This window comes from Aestuariivivens sediminis, assembly GCF_022662105.1.
Taxonomy (GTDB): Bacteria; Bacteroidota; Bacteroidia; order Flavobacteriales; family Flavobacteriaceae; genus Aestuariivivens; species Aestuariivivens sediminis.
Map to the genome: position 1 here is coordinate 173,637 of NZ_JAKMCP010000005.1, position 20,232 is coordinate 193,868.

Sequence of the window (20,232 nt, forward strand, 5' to 3'; positions counted from 1 at the left end):
TTTATAAACTTTTTATTCCATATATGGGCTTAAAGTCAGATTTACAGACCTTAAGAAAAAATCTTAGCGGAGAACTGTTTTTTGATGATCTTATGCGGGCACTTTACGCTACTGATGCATCGGTTTACCGAATGTTACCCATGGCTGTAGCTTATCCAAAACATTATGATGATATTAAAAAGCTCATTCATTTTGCTAGAACGCATGAAACCTCATTAATTCCCCGTACAGCAGGGACTTCGTTAGCGGGACAATGTGTGGGCAAGGGAATTGTAGTGGATGTATCTAAGCACCTTACAAAAATTTTAGCATTTGATGCGGAGAAACAAACCGTTACTGTGCAACCCGGAGTGGTGCGTGATGTGTTGAATAATTTTTTAAGACCCCATGGACTGTTTTTTGGTCCAAACACATCCACCTCCAATCGTTGTATGATTGGAGGCATGGTGGGCAATAATTCTTCGGGGTCCACATCTATAAAGTATGGCGTGACACGGGATAAAGTATTGGAAATGCATACCATTTTGAGTGATGGTAGTGAGGTTGTTTTTGGTGAAATGACTGTAGATCAATTCCAAAAAAAAACTAAGGAAACTACTTTAGAAGGGCTCATTTATAAAAGTATTTACGACGTTTTAAAGCCAGAATCTGTTCAGCAACAAATCGTATCGAATTTTCCGAAATCTGAAATCCACAGAAGAAATACAGGATATGCCATAGACGAATTGATAAAATCTGAAGTGTTTTCTTCTTCTTTTTCTTCTAAAATGTTTAACATGTGTAAAGTCCTTTCAGGTAGTGAGGGTACTTTGGCATTTACTACACAAATCACCTTGAAACTCGATAAATTACCGCCTAGTGAAGTTATTATGATAGCGGCTCATTTTGGCAGTATAGAAAATTGTTTGAATGGTGTTGTTCCTGTCATGACCCATGATTTATTTGCTTGCGAGATGATGGATAAAACCATTTTAGACTGCACCAAAAACAATAAGACCCAGCAAGAAAATCGTGGGTTTTTGCAAGGTGATCCCAAAGCCATTTTAATGTGTGAGCTTCGCGCCAATACATTGCAAGAGGTTGAAAAAAAGGCAAAGGCATTAATTAAAACCTTAGAAGATACTGGATTAAGCTATGCCTACCCAATGCTTAAAGGCGACCACGTGGATAAGGCAAATAATTTGCGTAGTGCTGGTTTAGGGTTATTGGGGAACATGATAGGTGACAAAAAAGCGGTCGCCTGTATTGAAGATACGGCAGTTATTTTAGATGATTTATCTCATTACATTTCTGAATTCACTGCCTTGATGAAATCCTATAAGCAAGACGCGGTATATTATGCCCATGCCGGAGCAGGAGAACTCCATTTGCGTCCCATATTGAATTTAAAAAAAAATGAGGATGTTACCCTATTTAGAAAAATAACGACAGAAGTTGCGCAATTGGTTAAAAAATATAGAGGTTCTCTAAGCGGGGAACATGGTGACGGCATTGTACGCGCAGAATTCATTCCAATGATGATTGGGGACGCAAATTATCAATTATTAAAAGATATCAAAAAGGCTTTTGATAAGGATAATATATTCAATCCTGGGAAAATTGTCGATGCTTTACCTATGGATCAATCCTTACGCTATTCTGTCGATCGAGATGAGCCTGAAATCCCAACCTTTCTCGATTTTTCAAAATCACAAGGCATTTTACGCGAAACGGAAAAATGTAATGGCTCTGGTGATTGTAGAAAACTTTCTGAATTTGGAGGTGTGATGTGCCCCAGCTACAGAGCTACGCAAAACGAGAAAGATACAACACGTGCTCGAGCAAATGCATTGCGTGAGTTTTTAACAAACTCCAATAAGGACAATAGATTTAATCATAAAGAACTTACAGAAGTATTCGATTTATGCTTAAGTTGTAAGGCTTGTGCCAGTGAATGCCCCAGCAGCGTGGATGTAGCCAGCTTAAAAGCCGAATTTCAATACCAATACCAGAAGGAAAATGGGGTGTCCCTAAGGACTAAATTGTTTGCTTACAATAACCAACTGAATAAATGGTCCAGTCGGGTACCTGGAGTGGCAAATACCATCTTTTCTAATAGTTTTACGGCATATCTATTAAAGAGGATTTTTGGAATTGCCAGGAATAGAGCCTTACCGTTGATTTCCAACAGAAATTTGAAATCGTATTATACAGATTTTATAAAGAACAGGAAACCAGAAGGGTACATAAAACGTGTGTATTTGTTTAATGATGAATTCACTAATTTTTTAGACACACCTATAGGAATAGATACTTTACAACTGTTAGAAGGTTTAAATTATAGTGTGGAAATAATGGATAATGCCGAATCTGGTCGGGCCTTTTTGTCTAAAGGATTATTAGAAAAAGCCAAAGAATTTGCCAATAAAAATGTAGATCTTTATAAAGACAAAATTTCTGAAGATACACCATTAATAGGCATTGAACCTTCGGCTATTTATACATTTAAAGATGAATACTTAAAACTTGCAGACGATAAAGGTTCGGCAAAAAAGATTGCTAAAAATACTTTTCTAATAGAAGAATTTATTCAAAATGAAATAGAATTAGGCCACATTACACAGGATCAGTTCACTTTAGAGAAAAAGACCATTAAATTCCACGGGCATTGCCACCAAAAATCACTGGGGAACCAATTTTCTAGTTTTGCCGTATTAAACTTACCAAAGCATTATAAAGTTACTATTATTCCCAGTGGTTGCTGCGGTATGGCTGGAAGTTTTGGCTATGAAAAAGAACATTACGATATAAGCATGAAAATTGGAGAACATACCCTGTTCCCTGCTATAAGGAATGCTTCCAAGGGTGTCATTATTTCGGCAAATGGAACCAGTTGCAGACATCAAATAAAAGATGGGACACAACGGGAGGCCAAGCATCCCATAACGATTTTAAGAGAAGCACTTTTGTGATTTGACTGTAGGGGAAATCAAGAGATTTGCTTATTACGTATTGGAATTTTGCTCTAGAATTGTTATAGCTGCAATGAGATCATGAATTTCCATATCATCATTATCATCATCGTTAACGTAAAAAGGCGATAATTTATCTTTATTGAAATTGTATAGTTTCCAGCGTTTGAACTGATATTCCAGCGCGCTAAGGTTTTCAACCCAATCCCCGGAGTTTAAATACAAGGTCTTACCATTTCTATTTTCTTTATACTCCATCTTAGGTTGGTGTATATGACCACATACCACATAATCATATTCATGTTCAATGGCAAGGTCGGAAATTACGTTTTCGAAATCATTAATGTACTTTAAGGCACCTTTTACGTTATTCTTAATTTTTTTGGATATCGAATAACGCTCTTTTCCGCGTTTTTCCAGATACCAATTCACAAATCGGTTTAAAAGGGTTAACCAATTGTACCCATAGCCACCAAGTTTGGCCAACCATTTGGCATTTTGAATGGACACATCAAAAATATCACCATGAAAGAACCAAGCTTTTTTCCCGTCCAAATTCAAGATTTTTTTGTTTACGATTAAAATGTTACCAACATGGGTATCCGCAAATTTTCTCATCATCTCGTCATGGTTCCCAGTTACATATATAATCTCAACACCACTGGAGGCCAGGTCAATTAGTTTTTTTATGACTTTTAAATGCGATTTTGGAAAATAACGCTTACTAAATTGCCATCCATCAAAGATGTCACCATTCAAAACAAGTGTCTTTGGCTCAATGCTATTTAAATAGCTTAGTAATTCCTTGGCATGGCAGCCATAAGTACCCAAATGCACATCAGAAATAACAACAATTTCAACTTTTCGCTTTATTTTCAATGGCTATTCTTTTTGAGGTAAATAACCCCTTTTTATATTAATAAAACATTACCCCAAAATTATCTTTTTATGAGGATTGAGTTAAGGAATTGTTATTGAATTTGGATTTTACCATGTTGATTGGCCATGGTTTAACATTTTTAATCTGGGGATTCCTATTTTAAGATGAGGATTAAGCTAGATAGATTGTAAAAAAGATTTATTTTAGCAAAAAATATAATTATGGCAGGAAATTCCTTTGGAAGATGTTTTAATTTAACCACATATGGAGAATCTCACGGTCCTGCATTGGGCGGAGTCATAGATGGCTGTCCTTCGGGAATACTATTGGATTTGGATGCCATTCAACAGGAATTAAATAGAAGAAAGCCCGGACAATCGGCCATTGTCACACAACGTAAGGAACCCGATACTGTATCCTTCCATTCTGGAATTTTTGAGGGAAGAACAACGGGCACACCCATTGGTTTTGTTATTGAAAACACCAATCAAAAATCGCATGATTATAGCCACATTAAGGACAGCTACAGACCTAGCCATGCAGATTATACCTATGATCAAAAATATGGTTTCAGGGATTATCGTGGAGGTGGAAGAAGTTCAGCCCGAGAAACAGCCTGCCGTGTAGTGGCAGGTGCTATTGCCAGACAGGTATTAAGAGGGGTTGAGATTACAGCCTATGTGTCTAGGGTGGGTACCTTATCATTGGAAAAATCATATACAGAATTGGATCTCACACAAGTAGAATCCAATATGGTGCGTTGTCCGGATCCATCTATGGCAGCCAAAATGGAAGACTATATAAAAGAAGTGAGGAGTAAAGGGGATACCGTTGGTGGAATTGTGAGCTGCGTCCTAAAAAATGTGCCTGCGGGATTGGGAGAGCCCGTATTTGATAAGTTACATGCCGAGTTAGGTAAAGCCATGTTATCCATTAATGCTGTTAAGGGTTTTGAATATGGTAGTGGATTTCAAGGTAGTACCATGTATGGTAGTGAACATAATGACGCTTTTAATACGGATGGAACTACAAAAACAAACCATTCTGGAGGAATACAAGGCGGAATAAGCAATGGTATGGATATTTATTTTAATGTGGCCTTTAAACCTGTTGCTACACTGATACAGAAATATGAAACCATTGATAAAGATGGGAATATAGTTGAAATGCAAGGAAAAGGTCGTCACGACCCTTGTGTTGTTCCAAGAGCTGTACCCATTGTTGAAGCTATGGCCGCTTTGGTTCTGGCTGATTTTTACTTGATGAATAAAATATACCAGTAGCCTACATCTAACATCTATAGCCAATACAGATCTTTGTGATCAAGGATATGGGGATGTACTGCAACGCCATAGTCTTATTCAGGAATTATTTTTATCTTTCAATACAAATAATTAAAACAGTTATATATAATTCCAATTAAAATGAGGTATGGGAAAGCCAAAAACAGGCACCGTGATGCAGATGGTTCGATTTAAAACCAGTTTGTCTGAAAAAGAACTTTATGAAGTTGCTAAGAAACGTGAGCCACAATTTAAAGCCATTACCGGAATTGTACAAAAGTATTATCTAAAACTAGGAGACCACGAATACGGTGGGGTGTATGTTTGGGATACTATGGAATCACTTCAAGTATTCAAGGCATCAGAGCTGGCGGCATCCATTCAAGACGCTTATCATGTGATTGGATCTCCAACCATTGAGATCATGGATATTTTGTTTCAATTAAGAGACTAAGTCATGAGATGGATTAAACTTCTGTTCATTCTGATAAAAGCAAGATTAAGATCCCATGTGGCCGGTTCTGAAACGACATGTGTTAATTTTAGGGTTTGGGTTACCGATATAGATGTATCGGTAATGAATCATGCAGCGATCATGACCGTTTTTGAAATGGGACGAGCAGATTTCATGGTTCGAACAAATTTTTTTAAAGTGGCCACGAAAAACAAGTGGTTTTTTCCCAATCAGGCTATTCAAGTACAATTTTATAGACCATTAAAAATGTTCCAAAAGGCTAAGGTCTATACGCGAATGTCTTTTGTAGATGATACTTGGTTTTATTTTGAGCAAAAAATAATGCGAAATGGTAAACCTATTGCCGCTTGCTTCGCGAATGGACTGGCAAAAAAAGGACGTGATACCGTGCCTACTTTAGAAATTATTGAAGCTTTGGGTATAGATCCTGATAAGGTTCCCCGGCAACGACATAAACTTATCGAAGTCTTTAATGATAACAATGTAAAAATGACAGAAAAAATTGTTGATAAATGGTTTTTATGATACCTGTAAAAAGGGTCATCTTTTAGAAGCCATAAACATTTAAAGCCATTTATAATACTTATATTGCTTAAATTTTGTCTGTAAACAGGGTATTAACTAAAACGTAAATTGTGAAAAAACTGGCATTACATTGGAAGATTATTATTGGAATGGTTCTGGGAATCATTTTTGGATTCATTATGAACACATTTAATGGAGGAAAGGGATTTGTATCAGACTGGATTGCACCTTTTGGGACCATTTTTATTAATCTTTTAAAACTTATAGCTGTGCCTTTAATTTTGGCTTCTTTAATCAAAGGGATTTCAGACTTAAAGGATATTTCCAAAATAAAGTCTATGGGATTGCGTACAATTTCCATATACATAACAACAACATTAGTGGCCATTGTTATTGGTTTAAGTATTGTAAATATTATTAAACCGGGTAACGGGATGCCTAAAGACACTATTGAAAAGATTAAATTAAAATATGAAAACGATGCGGGAGTTACTGATAAATTGATGGAAGCAACGGCACAAAAAGATGCAGGACCGTTACGCGCATTGGTTGACATATTCCCAAGTAATATTTTTAAGGCATTTGCGGAGGCTTCTATGCTTCAGGTTATCTTTTTTGCTTTGTTTGTTGGAATATGTCTGCTTCTTATTGGTGAGAAAAAAGCTAAACCCTTGATTAATTTTTTTGATTCGCTGAATGAAGTGGTTATGAAAATGGTGGATTTAATCATGCTATTTGCACCATATGCTGTGTTTGCTTTACTGGCTAATGTCATTATTGCTTTTGATGATACCGAAATATTGGTAAAACTTTTATATTATGCCCTATGTGTTGTAGGAGGACTAATTTTAATGATTCTGTTTTATCTCATGCTTATTGGAGTATTTGCTAAAAAATCGCCGACATGGTTTTTAAAGGAAATAAGTCCGGCACAGCTCTTGGCCTTTTCAACCAGCAGTAGTGCAGCGACATTACCTGTTACCATGGAACGTGTTGAGGAACATTTGGGCGTAGATAAGGAAGTATCAGGCTTTGTATTACCTGTTGGAGCAACTGTTAATATGGATGGCACAAGTTTATATCAGGGTATTGCGGCTGTATTTATTATGCAAGTTATTTGGCCCGAGGGCCTAACGTTTACCAATCAGCTCGTCATTATTTTAACAGCGTTACTGGCTTCGATTGGAAGTGCAGCTGTACCTAGTGCTGGTATGGTGATGCTTGTTATCGTATTGGAATCCATTGGGTTTCCGGCCGAATTATTGCCAATAGGATTAGCACTTATTTTTGCGGTGGATAGGCCATTGGACATGTGCCGCACCGTTGTAAATGTTACCGGAGATGCAACAGTGTCCATGTTGGTCGCAAAATCTTTGGATAAAATTCATGATCCCAAACCAAAGGAATGGGATGACCACTATAATGAGGTAAAATAATAGATGAAGACCCGAACGCTTTTATACTATAATCGATTTTTTATTTTATGTTTCTTTGGTTTTATTGGATTTCATTCATTTTCCCAGGGTGATACAAGGCATGCCTTATTTGATGTCATCTCTAAATTGAGGGAAGATGTTAATCATCAATTTTTAAAAACCTTAAAACCATCTCCATCTGATTGTAATGTCATTTTTTTAAACGATACATATGCCCAAAGGGGTTGCGATTACGCCAATGAAAAATGGTCAGGAATTGAATCGGTTCCAGACGATAGTATGAAACCAAAGCATAAAACGGATAAGGTGAAAGTTTTGGCAGCCACCAAACAGGAATTAGCCGCATCAAAAACTAATGGATTACCTAAAGCGTATAATATATTAGCAAAATATATTAAAGATGATGTCGTGGTTTACGGATTTATGTATTTAAACGATGATGGTTCCGAACAAAAGACCAGAGCAGCTTTTTTTTATGTTAATGATAAATGGATTATTATTCCACGAACTTTTAAAGCCTTTGAATAACCAATGTCTAATGTAGTAATTGAACAGCCTGTTGTCCCTGTTGATTGGCTTCATGATCATTTAAATGTTGATAATCTGGTAATTCTGGATGGAACGATGAGTAAGGTGTTCGATAGATTTCAGAGTCAAATTCCCAAAGCCCGGTATTTTGACATTAAAAATAAGTTCAGTAATGTTTTGGATCCATTTCCCAATGCTTTTCCGTCAACTGAACAATTTGAAAAGGAAGCAAGGGCATTAGGCATTAATAAGAATAGTGCCATTGTGGTTTATGACGATAAGGGAATTTATTCCAGTGCCCGTGTATGGTGGATGTTCAAAGCTTTTGGACACCTAAATGTCGCTGTTTTAGATGGTGGTTTCCCGGCATGGACAAATGCAAAATACCCTGTAGAACCTATGACGCCATTTAGTGGTCCTTTAGGTGATTTTACGGCTCAACTCCAGCCGGGTAAAATGGTCTACTTTAAAGAGATGAAGACGATTTCCACAAACCAAACCCATAAAATATTAGATGCCCGTTCAGCAGCCAGATTTAACAGTCAGGAACCTGAACCACGAGCTGGTTTGCGTATGGGTACTATTCCCAATTCGGCAAACTTGCCTTACGAAGATTTATTGGAAGAAGGGGTTTTAAAACCCAATGAACAATTGCATAAGGCTTTTGAAGCACTGGTTAATAAAGATGATGAAATTGTGTTTTCCTGTGGTTCAGGAATTACAGCCTGCGTGTTGGCTCTTGGGGCAGAGCTTTCAGGTTATAAAAATATTAAAGTTTATGATGGTTCCTGGACAGAATGGGGAACCCTTGTTAAGGCATGACCTTAGTCATTTTGAGTTAGAAGAGGAGTCTTTTTGATAAATGACCTTTATATCAGGGCGTTCAGTACAGAAATAGTGTACCCATATATACAAATGACTAAATAAGGCCAAAACAAGACCAGCTTCAGATTTTAAAAGAATACCCGGAATATAGAATATTAGGAACCTAAAACTATACATTCCATTATCGGTATATTTAAATAGCCCTTGTTTTACGAAGGGTTTGTTTCCATAAACATCCGGCTGAAAATGGTCAATACCAAAAGCCCTGTCGATTCCAAAATAGGTGTATACCGAATAAAAAAGATACGTTGCCGGAATTAAAAGCAGACCTGATAAGATGTAGGAGATTGGGGTACTTACAGCAATGGTATTCTTATTGGCAACAGCAAGCAAAATGATGGAAATAGGTCGTAAAAGAATGAGTATTGCAAATCCAATTTTATACACGGTAAAAGCATGCTGTCCAAAGGTTTTTGAAATACGACGATCATATAGTTCAAGACGCCAGCATAACCATACATATAACTGATGAATAATGGGGACCAGAGTAGACCATAGTAACCACTGTGAGGTATCGATTCCCCAATGCTGCCCTTGTAATACCGAAGGGTTATTTTGAGTGTACTCATAAAGCAGTATAAGCAAAACGGCTAAAAAAAAGATATGCCAATGCTGATATTTCAATAGTTTCATAATGGTATCAATGTTATTATGCCCAATGCGTTTTCAAAACAGGTTTATTAACGTTGGTTATTAGTATGGTTTTCTTTTCTAAATGAGATCACTTTTTCTAAACATTCATGTCCAAGTTCATTTCCATTATATCCTTTTTTTTTGGTCTAAAACCAAGAATATCTGAAGTCTATTTTGGATGTCCAAATAAATCACAACAAGGTTATTGGGGAAATGTTCTTTATATTATTCATATAGCAGGCTATCAATTGGAATTCTGGTTAATTCAATATCTTCTTTATTAGTTGCATAGGAGACATAGAGGTAATGGCCCCAGACCACACTTTTTGGGTAACTATAGCCTTTTCTTTTGTACTTTCCTTCATACCTTAATGCCTGCAGATCATCGCCGCCACTTCTTAATAGGTAGGCCTTATCAAATAATTTGCCCTCCTCACTTAATGTGATAACAAGCGGAAACCTGTTTTTGTTTCCAGAAGGATTGTTTACCATATAGGCTATACCATTTGGAAGGTTACCCGCACTTTGTTTAGCTCTTGAATCGGGGGTGTCTATAATTTTAGGCATAGTCCAACTTACGCCATTATCTCGGCTCATAGAAGCAAGTTTTTTAAAGGAACTATTTTGATCACGGAAAATCATTACAATAGTGCCATCCTTTCTATAAAACCAGCTGGGTTCTATTGCTCTACTCATGTTTTTGTTATTTGTGGGCATGTTTTTTAGTTTTCCCGGTTTCCAACCTGATATGCCTAGGGGATCATCGGTATAATATGGGGTAATGATTAACCCCGGCTGCATGTGAAAGGCCGTAATAAGACGTCCGCCAGGCAATGCATGAACATCTTGTTCAATGATACCAAGGACAGGTTGTCCATGGCTATTTTTAACAGGTTTTGGTGGTTTCCAACGGATCCCATCTTTAGATGTTATATACTCGGTATAACCTTCCTTAATCCTATTGTTTTTGTTTGGCCAAATACATAAGTATGCTACAAGGGTGTTTCCATCACTCCACCATCCGCCACTGGTCTTTATACCTTGTTTCCATTTTTTTGTTAGTGCAACTGGTCTACACCAATCCCTGCCATCACTGCTTCTACTATAAAACACTTGTGTGCCTTCCTCGTCTTCATGAACTGGAGAACTTTGCCATTGTGCATAAAGCATCCCTTTAAAAGGAAACAGGACAACACCATGATTATACGTATTATCACCGTGTTTTGGAGCAAATATGGTAATCGTTTCTTGTCCAGGAGAAACCGGCAGTCCTAATGTTTCTGGTTGATCAAAACTAAACAAAGGATTCACCTTAAATATAGGATCACTGTCTTGGGCGTTTACCGCTAAGAATAAAAAAAGTAACGGTAAAAATTTAGCGCTATTTTTAAATGACATCTTGATTATTCTAAACTGAATGCTATAACCGTGCGTGTAATTCTTAATTTGAAAGATAATAAATTCAAATACAATAAATTGAATACGTTTGATAATTATGCGTTATGCGGTTCAAATGGGTTGTTGTCCATTAGGACGTTTAGCCGGTAACGAAGAGGAAGTTTTTAGTGTTTAAAAATAGATTCTTGGATTATATGAGCCTAAATTTTAAAACGTCTTAAGCCTTATAAATAACGGTGTTCTGCTGGGCTATCGAAACATGCTAAATTAGCAGGGCCTTTCGTTTCATATTCTCCGGATAGGAATCAATATAATAGAAGAGTCAATATATGTACTGGAATGCCTGCTCTGCAGTCATTCCAGAAATCTACGCTTCAATTTAGGGGTAGGTACCATACAGGTCTCTTGTTTACCAAACCATTTATACCGGTTTCTGGCAACAAAATCGTAAATCCAATTACGGATAAATTCTGGTACGATAAAAAAAATGACAGATAAGTTAATGGGGAAACCCAATTTGGACATAATTTTTAGTACCGCCGTACTTTTATAGGTTATACCCTGTTTTGGAGTATAAAGTATAATGGAATCTGTTTTTCGAGTGTCTATAATATAGGTGTTAATGAGGTCTTGACCGGCATTGCTTTGCATGGCCGCAAACATAAAGAATTCCTTTTTGTCATGCCTTATTACATAGCGAACAGCCCCGTTGCAAAGGTTACAGACCCCGTCGAACAGGATGAGCTTATTATTTTGAGGTAAAATGGTCATGATATGTGGTATAGTTTGTATAATTCAATAAACCTGAAACACATAAATTTGTGGATGTTAACCTGCCCGGTAGATGGTTGTTCAGTTGTTTATTCAATTTAGCTTTTACTTTTTCGATTCCACAAGTTCCAATTGCTCCAAGCTAACATTTGTAGTGAAGATCCCATAATTTACTACGGCTTTGTTCTTTTCAATCTTATCAATGCTGCCAACGGCACGTCCATCTTCCAGTCGAACACGATCACCAACCTTTAAAACAGGCTTAGTCTTTGGGATTTCAATGGCTCTTTTCTTGGCCTCTTTTTTTTGTTTTCTAATAATTTCTACTTTCCTCTCTACTTCTTGCTTCACCTCTCGCTCTTTCGCCTTAACCACTTTCTTATGTCTGGCTGATACTTTTTCACGCTTTGAATTTTCTATTTGGATTACCTTGAACAATTCGTTCATGAGCTCTCGTTTGCGTTGGTTTTCAAAATATTTTTCAGCCAGATCATTTACTTTTTGTCCCAAATAAATTAGGCGCTGGTTACTGTCATAAAGTTCCTGGTAGCTTTCCAGTTTCTTTTGGATCTTAGTATTAATTTCTTCAAGTTTATCGGCCTCCTGACTTTTTTTCTTTTCGTTTTGCCTTAAGGATTGCCCTGTCCTTTCCAATTTGGAACGTTCTTTTTGAAGTTTGGCAATAGTAGCATCAAAACGAACCTTGCTGCGTTCAATCTTCTTTTTGGCTCGATTGATCAAACTGTAGGGGATGCCATTTTTTTGTGCAACTTCAAAAGTAAACGAACTTCCAGCCTGTCCGACGGCCAATTTGTACATAGGTTCGAGTGTCCGTTCGTTAAAAAGCATATTGGCATTGACCATATAAGGTAATTCGGTTGCTAAAATTTTTAGGTTGGAATAATGTGTGGTTATTATCCCGAAGGCTTTTCTATGATAGAACTCCTCTAAAAAGGTTTCGGCAAGAGCACCGCCCAATTCCGGATCACTGCCCGTACCAAATTCATCTATTAAAAATAAGGTATTGGCATTGCACTTTCTTAAAAAATAGTTCATTTGCTTTAAACGGTAACTATAAGTACTTAATTGGTTTTCAATGGATTGGTTATCGCCAATGTCACTCAGAATCCTATCAAATATACAAACCTTGCTTCGTTCATGGACAGGAATCAGTAAACCGCTTTGCAACATGACCTGCAATAAACCAATGGTTTTAAGGGTAATGCTTTTACCTCCTGCGTTTGGACCAGATATAACAATAATTCGACTATTTTCTTCAAGTGTTATGGTCTGTGGAAAGGTTTGGATATCCTTTTCCAAATTAGTCAAATAAAGAAGGGGATGAAAGGCATCACGCAAATACATGGTTTTATCTTGAGAAAACTCCGGAAGAATGGCATGTATGGATTTCGCATATTTTGCTTTTGCTGAAATGACATCAATATTAATTAAAAAAGATTGATAGTCCTGAAGTAAGGGTAAAAATGGGCGAATCTGATCGGTAAGTTCCTTTAAAATTCGAATGATTTCTTTTTTCTCTTCATACTCCAAATCACTGAGTTCACGGGAGTACTGTAAACTCGTTTCCGGTTCAATATAAACAATGCTACCCGTTTTACTGCTGCCCATAACCTGACCTTTTACTTTACGTCGATACATAGCCTTAACCGCTAGCACGCGGCGGTTATCGACTACAGATTCCCTTATTTCATCCAAATAATCCATATTTTGGCAGGCGTGGAGGGCGGTTGCAAAACTTTGGTTTATCTTGCCTTTTACTTTGTTAATGGCCTGCCTAATGTCGTATAACAAGTTAGAAGCATCGTCTTTGATATCACCAAAACGATCAACAATACGATCTACTTTTTCAATTAGAACTTGAGTAACTTCAATCTTCGAAGCATAGTTGTTTAAGGTAGGGTAGTATTCCTTAAATTTCACAAAGAATAAAATAAGCGTATTAACGGTTTGTGATATTGCCGCTATTTTTTTTAAACCATGCACATCCAAAAATGTGTTTTCAATTTTAAGGAGTTGCAACTCTTTGGTTATGGCTTCAAAACCATGATTTGGGATACGGTTTTCATTGTGGAAAGATGATAGGTATTCATTGGTAAGGTTGAGTGCGATCATTAATTCATCCTCAGACCGATAGGGCAATACATGCCGCACCTGATCGTTACCTAAGGCGGTGATACATAATTCACTGACCTGTTGAAGAACAACCGGGAATTCTAAATCCTGTAATGTTTTTTGATGTATACCATTCATTTGAAGCAATCATTTTCCTAAAAGCATGTAAAGTTAAAAATTTAACGGTTTAATTCTTCTAACTTTAATTTATAATCATATTGCAAATCTTCATGAAGTGTGATTATTATCTTTTTCACTAATGCCATCTGCCGATGAAATGTATTTAGTATTTGCTGACTCCTATGGATGCTCGGGTTGAAGTCTTGCAGCTTCTTGCAAAAATACAATAGAAGTTCTACTTCAGTTTCCTTGTTTTGTGAATACCGGATATATTTTTTTACATGCCGCAATATTTTTCGAATACTTTTCCGGATGTAAAAAAAACTTGCTCTATTTATCTGCTCAAACTCATTATCCATGTAGTTTTTAATACTTTCTATGTACCCTTCCTCATGAGTGGATTCAAAAAGAAGATATGAAAGCAGTTCTTTATTTTCTTTTTTAAAACGGGACAGTCTTAGGCACAATTGCATAAGGTCTTGCTGTGAAAGCATATTTAATTCGTTTTTAATCTCAGTAAGTGTTGCGGCCTTCATAAATATTGGTGCATTTATTTATTCTATATTGGTTTCCATACAAGTCATTAATCCTTATCGGATGACAAGTTAAAGTAGTAATTTGACCTGAAGGCGTTTGTTAATTTTCAGAAAAAACGATTAATTTTTAAAAGGTATTGATTAGCATGATTTTTTCCAATAACCTTCGTCATAATAATGATGGACTACCGCAGTGATGTTGTCGCTTATCTTAATTTAGGAAAATCGGATGGATGGACTTCGTGCATTACCTCGTAAACAGCTTCGAAAATGTCTTCGGCTGAAGGTTTTGAAAAATAATCACCGTCATTTCCGTAAGCCGGTCTATGGGCTTTGGCAGTCAATGTTTTAGGTTCGCTATCCAGGTATTGGTAGGCCTTTTGAACATCCAATAATTCATTTAATATATAGGCTGAAGCACCGCCAGGCACATCTTCGTCAATAATCATGAGACGATTGGTTTTTGCTATGCTTAAGACAGTATCATGATGAATATCGAAAGGTAATAGCGATTGAATATCTATAACTTCGGCATCGATACCGACGCTGAGCAAGTCTTTGGCTGCATCCATAACAATACGCAGTGTTGATCCATACGATACCAGGGTGATATCTTTTCCTTCCTTAACCGTTTCAACAACACCAATAGGTGTTCTAATTTCCGATAGATTACTGGGCATACGTTCCTTTAAGCGGTAACCATTTAAACATTCAACAACAAGGGCCGGATCGTCACCTTCCATCAAAGTATTGTAAAATCCTGCAGCCTTTGTCATATTTCTTGGAACTAAAACAAATATCCCACGAATTAAGTTTATAATGCCGCCCATCGGCGAACCGGAATGCCATATACCTTCTAATCTATGACCTCTGGTACGAACAATTAAAGGGGCCTTTTGCATACCTTTAGTTCGGTATTGTAAAGTGGCCAAGTCGTCACTCAAGATTTGAAGTGCATATAATACGTAATCCAAATATTGTATTTCTGCAATAGGGCGTAGCCCTCTTAAGGCAAGGCCAATACCTTGACCTATAATCGTGGCTTCCCGTATACCCGTGTCACTTACCCTTAGGGCTCCATATTTATCCTGCAAACCCTCTAAACCTTGGTTAACATCCCCAATTTTACCTGTATCTTCACCAAATATAACAGCCTCGGGGTACCGATTAAATAGGGCGTCAAAATTATCCCGTATAATAATTCTGCCATCAACATTATTCAGTTCTTCATCATTGTAAATAGGATTAACCTCTTTAATGTGAACTGCTGATGTATCTGTTTCCGAATATAAATGGGAACTGAATTTGGGCTGTGTTTCTTTAAGAATACTATCAATCCATTTGGAAAGTTTGTTTTTATCGTCTGATGTTTCCCCTAGGGTATATCGCAACGTTTTCCGTGCAGTGGATACCACATCTTTTCTTGTTGGCTCATGGATTTTAGAAAAATCCTTCAACAACTTTGCTATAAATACGCTGTTATTACTTACACTCACCAAATTCCTAAGAAGTGCAATAAGTTCTTTTTGATCCTTGCGGATGGGTTCTAAAAAAGTATCCCAGGTATTTTTTTTAATCTCCCGCACTTCTTTTTTTATGGATCGTTCCAGATCCAGTAAGGATTCGTTAGTTGTAATGCCACTTTCAATAATCCATGCACGCATTTTGGAGTTACAGTCATGGTCCGTTTCCCAATCCAGACGTTCCTTACTTTTATAGCGCTCATGAGAACCAGAAGTAGAATGCCCTTGGGGCTGAGTCAATTCCTGAACGTGAATAATAACGGGGACATGCTCTTCTCTGGCAATATTAGCGGCCTCTTGATATGTTTCTACAAGGTTAGGGTAATCCCATCCCTTAACACGTAAAATTTCATAGCCCTTATTATCATTGTCTCTTTGATACCCTTTTAGTATTTCGGAAATGTTTTCTTTAGTGGTATGGTATTTTGCAGGAACCGAAATACCATATTCGTCATCCCAAATACTTATAATCATGGGGACCTGAAGGACACCAGCTGCATTAATCGTTTCAAAAAAGAGGCCTTCACTGGTGCTGGCATTTCCTATGGTACCCCAAGCAACTTCATTCCCGTTATTCGAAAATTTGCTGGCATCAATATCCTTGAGGTTTTTATAAATTTTTGATGCTTGAGCAAGACCTAATAGTCTTGGCATTTGTCCTGCAGTAGGTGAAATGTCTGCACTGGAGTTATATTGCTTGGTTAAATCTTTCCAATGGCCATTTCCATCCAGGCTATGCGTAACAAAATGGCCACCCATTTGCCTACCCGCCGACATGGGCTCCAAGCTTAAATCGGTATTCGCATACAAACCAGCAAAAAAATGATCTACGGTAAATTCACCAATGGCCATCATAAAGGTTTGGTCCCTGTAATAACCGGAACGCCAATCTCCCTTTGCAAAGGCTTTGGCCATAGCCAATTGCGGGACTTCTTTTCCGTCACCGAAGATTCCAAATTTCGCCCTGCCGGTCAACACTTCTCGACGTCCTAATAAACTACATTCCCTGCTTCTTACGGCTATGGCATAATCTTTTAAAACTTCTGCTTTGAAGCCTTCAAAAGTTATGTTGTCTTTTAAATCGGGAATGATATCCATAGTGTTGATCGAGTGGGAAGCAAATTTAGTTAAAGTTTGTTGGTTTTGCAATATTTAACTGTGTTAAATAATTGACAAATCATTAAAAAAATTAACAAAAATCATGTAATTAATTAATATAATTTAAAATATTGATCAAAAACAGATAATTATTCAATGAATAAAAAATTTAAAACCAACGTCTTCGGAATAATCCCAACAGAATTTGAGGGTCTACTGTGAATTTAATTCTAATTTTCTGATCGTAGTTGGCCTGTCCAATTTCCCAGCCAAGATTAGAGTATATGGGAAAGTAAATTTCAAAATAATCGGTTACAAGATTAACCCGAATACCGGAATCATACACAAATTTGGGATCGCTATGCCTGTTTCTTACCAAACCTATATCGCCATAAGCCAAAATATAATTCCATAAAGTAGTACTGGTGTTTATGGTTGACATCCAATGATTGGCAAAAGGTGTTTCCAGTTTTGATTTGAATCCTCCTTCGGCGTCAATATATTGTTGACTAAAGATTCCAGTGTTTTCAGATCTTCCTAAATAGGCATAGTCAAACAAATAATCGGTTGGCCTATCTAGTGCAAAACTAAAATAGTCTGATGCCGGGTCATTGTTGTTTTCAATAAAAGCACCTGCAAAAAATCGTAAATTCAATTGCCTATTACTCTCGAAAAGTTTCCTGTATTCGTAATTAATAGCCACCTTACTAAATTTTTTTGCCACTTGGAAATCTACATACCATTTGTTAAAATGAATTAAATTATCATTGGAGTGTATATACCTTGTATTAAATACACTATAATTAGGTTCTGAAGAGCTCAATATATTGTTGGGATCACTATCGCGATTAATATCAACGTATCTAAACACCAAGGATTGTCGTTTGTTAGATCTGAAATCGTTATCCTGTCTGAACAATAAAGTAACCGATGGAATGATTTGTTTAACAAACAAATCTTCTGCATAGGACGTATAACTCGCTCTTATACCATAGTTCAGGGAATACAAGTTATTATTTTCAAAATAATGGTTCATCCATATGGCACCGGCACCAGTAAGTGATTTTGATTTAAAGGAATATTTTGGTGCAATTTTATAATTAAATCGCTTTCTTAATAATGCAGTATTATAGAAACGCATACCTAGAGTAATCCCATCATAAATATTGTTAAATTCAGCAATGGGAAGCACAAATACTTGATTGTAATATGGATCCTCCACATCTTTTATAAGCCTAAACTGGAAGGGTTTATTATTAAAAAAGAACCCTTTAAGTGATTTCCAATTATCCCTTAAATTAATTTCAGGTATTAACTTTTCATAATTTAAAACCAATTTATTTGCCTCCTGTTTCGGTATCGTAAGTGTTTTACTGTGAGTAATATCTTCTACCCACATTTTGGAGATTATGCTATCGTTGTTAAGCGCATAAAGTGAAACCGGCATACTGTTATGGCGTTTATTCTTTATGGTTAGTGTAATGGAATCATCATCACTTATAATGTCTTTGATCTTAAAATCAATTTTCTTTCGTGTTTTTAAATAGTCATTAAAAAACCAGTCTATATTTTTGGGCGTTCTTGATTTTAATAACTGTTCAAAAGTTTCACCCGATGTGTTCTTTAATTTGTTGTTCATTACAAACATGGTAAGACTTTTTTCAACGACATCAGAATTGATAAAATCATCTAAATATTTTAGACCAATACCAGCCTTATATTTACTTGCAATATTGTGGTTGAATTTTAGTAGTGAATCCTTTGCCATCATTAAGGGTTGATCTCTATTGGTTCTGGCCATAACCATGTATCCGAAAACATATTTTTCATTGAAGTTCATGTCGGCGGCATGAAAGGAACGAACCCCCCAAAAATCCGCTATAGAGCCTAAAAATTTCATATTAGGGTAATGCTCATCCACATAGTTCATAAGATAAAAGATCTGAATACCATCTAATAGCCATTGATCTCTTCTTGGATTGATTAACAGGGTATTTTCGAGATAATTATGTAAAACTATTTTTAATAGTCTCAATTCATATTCAAAATGATTGGGATAGGGCTTGATAAATTTTGGTAAAAAGTTTAATCCATAAATAGGGTTTTTCAAAAAATCAATTTGTGAAACCAAAAGTTTATCATGGGGATATTCACCGAAGTTCTTTTTTATAAAATGCACGACCTTTTCGGTTATTATCGCTTTGTCAATATCTTCCAGACCTTCATCGTCAATGCTGGATACTACTGAAATCCCGTTAGATTCAATCGTCTTGAATACGGGGGATTTATTTAAATATAACTTGGTATTGATTCTATTTTTGCCACTTAATTTGGCGATACGTTGTTTCGAGGTATTTTCAAGAATTTCATCAATGTTTAATTCGCTCGCTAGATAATAGCCTTTAGGATATTCAATGTCAAGTGTTATATTGGATTTGGGAATGTACAGGTCATCCAGATTTTTGTTACTGTAATAGTGCCACTTCCCATCGTAAACAGCAGGAGTTATATACCAATACCTGAGGTTTAGATTACCTTCGGGTGTCATGCCATAGTTTGTGAACTTGTCACTTGGTATTTGTACCAAGTATTGTAAATCCAGCTGATAGGATGCATTGGGTAAGACAGGTGTGTTTAATGTTACTTTAACAACATCTATTTGATCTTTAAGTTGTTGAAAAATAACATCTTGACTAAATTGTTTTATGGAAGTAATAACCGAAAAACCACGCTCTTCATTTCTGGCCAAATGAAAATCGTTAATATATTCATCGGCAATTCTGTTAGCTAATGGGGTCTTTTTTGTAGCATAACTATTATTCCAATCGTTTAAAAAAATCGTTTGTAAAGTATCTTGGGTAGTATTGGTATAACTAATGGTTTGCGTAATGGCAATCTGCCTTTTTTCAAAATCGAATTTAGCTTTAACATCAATGTTATTTTGACTGAAAGCCAAAGTATGTATAAGAGAAATTATGAATATACTTTTGAGATTTGGCTTCAATTTTTTAACATTTAGGCTTTTAAAGATATTATTTAAGGCAGCGCAATATAGTG

15 protein-coding genes are annotated in these 20,232 nt (G+C 36.4%); 7 read left to right on the plus strand and 8 right to left on the minus strand.

The annotated features are described in order from the left end of the window. The first annotated feature begins 23 nt into the window (after positions 1-23). Positions 24-2,951, plus strand: a complete 2,928-nt coding sequence (locus tag MR054_RS13485) for an FAD-binding and (Fe-S)-binding domain-containing protein (protein ID WP_242158347.1) — start codon at positions 24-26, stop codon at positions 2,949-2,951. 33 nt (positions 2,952-2,984) lie between these two features. On the opposite strand, the gene MR054_RS13490 is transcribed toward MR054_RS13485, so the two are convergent. Continuing rightward, positions 2,985-3,830, minus strand: a complete 846-nt coding sequence (locus MR054_RS13490) for a UDP-2,3-diacylglucosamine diphosphatase (protein ID WP_242086939.1) — start codon at positions 3,828-3,830, stop codon at positions 2,985-2,987. Between the two features lie 222 nt (positions 3,831-4,052). On the opposite strand from MR054_RS13490, the gene aroC reads away from it, so the two are divergent. From aroC to MR054_RS13520, 6 genes are all read left to right on the plus strand, one after another. Beyond that, positions 4,053-5,114 (plus strand): chorismate synthase, encoded by a 1,062-nt coding sequence (gene aroC / locus MR054_RS13495; RefSeq protein WP_242158348.1) that lies wholly within the window; start codon positions 4,053-4,055, stop codon positions 5,112-5,114. 148 nt (positions 5,115-5,262) lie between these two features. Next, the gene (locus MR054_RS13500) at positions 5,263-5,568 is read left to right on the plus strand and encodes a hypothetical protein (RefSeq protein ID WP_242158349.1); all 306 of its coding nucleotides are present in this window, start codon (positions 5,263-5,265) and stop codon (positions 5,566-5,568) included. Between the two features lie 3 nt (positions 5,569-5,571). Beyond that, positions 5,572-6,114, plus strand: a complete 543-nt coding sequence (locus tag MR054_RS13505) for an acyl-CoA thioesterase (protein ID WP_242158351.1) — start codon at positions 5,572-5,574, stop codon at positions 6,112-6,114. A gap of 110 nt (positions 6,115-6,224) precedes the next feature. Beyond that, positions 6,225-7,550, plus strand: coding sequence for a dicarboxylate/amino acid:cation symporter (locus MR054_RS13510; RefSeq protein ID WP_242158352.1), 1,326 nt, complete (start codon positions 6,225-6,227; stop codon positions 7,548-7,550). A 3-nt stretch (positions 7,551-7,553) separates the two neighbouring features. Next, on the plus strand, positions 7,554-8,078 hold the full coding sequence (locus tag MR054_RS13515) for a hypothetical protein (protein ID WP_242158353.1): 525 nt from the start codon (positions 7,554-7,556) through the stop codon (positions 8,076-8,078). 3 nt (positions 8,079-8,081) lie between these two features. Continuing rightward, a complete protein-coding gene (locus MR054_RS13520) occupies positions 8,082-8,900 on the plus strand; it encodes a sulfurtransferase (RefSeq protein ID WP_242158354.1) in 819 nt (272 codons plus the stop codon). A gap of 6 nt (positions 8,901-8,906) precedes the next feature. On the opposite strand, the gene MR054_RS13525 is transcribed toward MR054_RS13520, so the two are convergent. The 7 genes from MR054_RS13525 to MR054_RS13555 all read right to left on the minus strand — a co-directional run bounded on the left by MR054_RS13525 (position 8,907) and on the right by MR054_RS13555 (position 20,179). Then, positions 8,907-9,596, minus strand: a complete 690-nt coding sequence (locus MR054_RS13525) for a phosphatidylethanolamine N-methyltransferase family protein (RefSeq protein ID WP_242158355.1) — start codon at positions 9,594-9,596, stop codon at positions 8,907-8,909. 225 nt (positions 9,597-9,821) lie between these two features. Then, positions 9,822-10,994: an exo-alpha-sialidase gene (locus MR054_RS13530; RefSeq protein ID WP_242158356.1), complete on the minus strand. Its 1,173-nt coding sequence runs from the start codon at positions 10,992-10,994 to the stop codon at positions 9,822-9,824. A gap of 354 nt (positions 10,995-11,348) precedes the next feature. Next, positions 11,349-11,765: a thiol-disulfide oxidoreductase DCC family protein gene (locus MR054_RS13535; protein WP_242158357.1), complete on the minus strand. Its 417-nt coding sequence runs from the start codon at positions 11,763-11,765 to the stop codon at positions 11,349-11,351. Positions 11,766-11,870: 105 nt separating this feature from the next. After that, the gene (locus MR054_RS13540) at positions 11,871-14,036 is read right to left on the minus strand and encodes an endonuclease MutS2 (protein WP_242158358.1); all 2,166 of its coding nucleotides are present in this window, start codon (positions 14,034-14,036) and stop codon (positions 11,871-11,873) included. A 41-nt stretch (positions 14,037-14,077) separates the two neighbouring features. Next, positions 14,078-14,554 carry a hypothetical protein gene (locus tag MR054_RS13545; protein ID WP_242086962.1) on the minus strand — a complete coding sequence of 159 codons (477 nt, stop codon included), beginning with the start codon at positions 14,552-14,554 and terminating at the stop codon, positions 14,078-14,080. A gap of 206 nt (positions 14,555-14,760) precedes the next feature. Continuing rightward, a complete protein-coding gene (locus MR054_RS13550; protein ID WP_242158359.1) occupies positions 14,761-17,175 on the minus strand; it encodes an alpha-ketoacid dehydrogenase subunit alpha/beta in 2,415 nt (804 codons plus the stop codon). Between the two features lie 169 nt (positions 17,176-17,344). Continuing rightward, positions 17,345-20,179, minus strand: a complete 2,835-nt coding sequence (locus tag MR054_RS13555) for a gluzincin family metallopeptidase (protein WP_242158360.1) — start codon at positions 20,177-20,179, stop codon at positions 17,345-17,347. Between the last annotated feature and the right edge of the window lie 53 nt (positions 20,180-20,232).

Bases quoted from the DNA above. Each gene is read 5' to 3' on its own strand.
- MR054_RS13485 (WP_242158347.1), top strand. From the start codon at position 24: ATGGGCTTAAAGTCAGATTTACAGACCTTAAGAAAAAATCTTAGCGGA.
- aroC (WP_242158348.1), top strand. From the start codon at position 4,053: ATGGCAGGAAATTCCTTTGGAAGATGTTTTAATTTAACCACATATGGA.
- MR054_RS13500 (WP_242158349.1), top strand. From the start codon at position 5,263: ATGGGAAAGCCAAAAACAGGCACCGTGATGCAGATGGTTCGATTTAAA.
- MR054_RS13505 (WP_242158351.1), top strand. From the start codon at position 5,572: ATGAGATGGATTAAACTTCTGTTCATTCTGATAAAAGCAAGATTAAGA.
- MR054_RS13515 (WP_242158353.1), top strand. From the start codon at position 7,554: ATGAAGACCCGAACGCTTTTATACTATAATCGATTTTTTATTTTATGT.
- MR054_RS13520 (WP_242158354.1), top strand. From the start codon at position 8,082: ATGTCTAATGTAGTAATTGAACAGCCTGTTGTCCCTGTTGATTGGCTT.
- MR054_RS13525 (WP_242158355.1), bottom strand. From the start codon at position 9,596: ATGAAACTATTGAAATATCAGCATTGGCATATCTTTTTTTTAGCCGTT.
- MR054_RS13530 (WP_242158356.1), bottom strand. From the start codon at position 10,994: ATGTCATTTAAAAATAGCGCTAAATTTTTACCGTTACTTTTTTTATTC.
- MR054_RS13535 (WP_242158357.1), bottom strand. From the start codon at position 11,765: ATGACCATTTTACCTCAAAATAATAAGCTCATCCTGTTCGACGGGGTC.
- MR054_RS13540 (WP_242158358.1), bottom strand. From the start codon at position 14,036: ATGAATGGTATACATCAAAAAACATTACAGGATTTAGAATTCCCGGTT.
- MR054_RS13545 (WP_242086962.1), bottom strand. From the start codon at position 14,554: ATGAAGGCCGCAACACTTACTGAGATTAAAAACGAATTAAATATGCTT.
- MR054_RS13550 (WP_242158359.1), bottom strand. From the start codon at position 17,175: ATGGATATCATTCCCGATTTAAAAGACAACATAACTTTTGAAGGCTTC.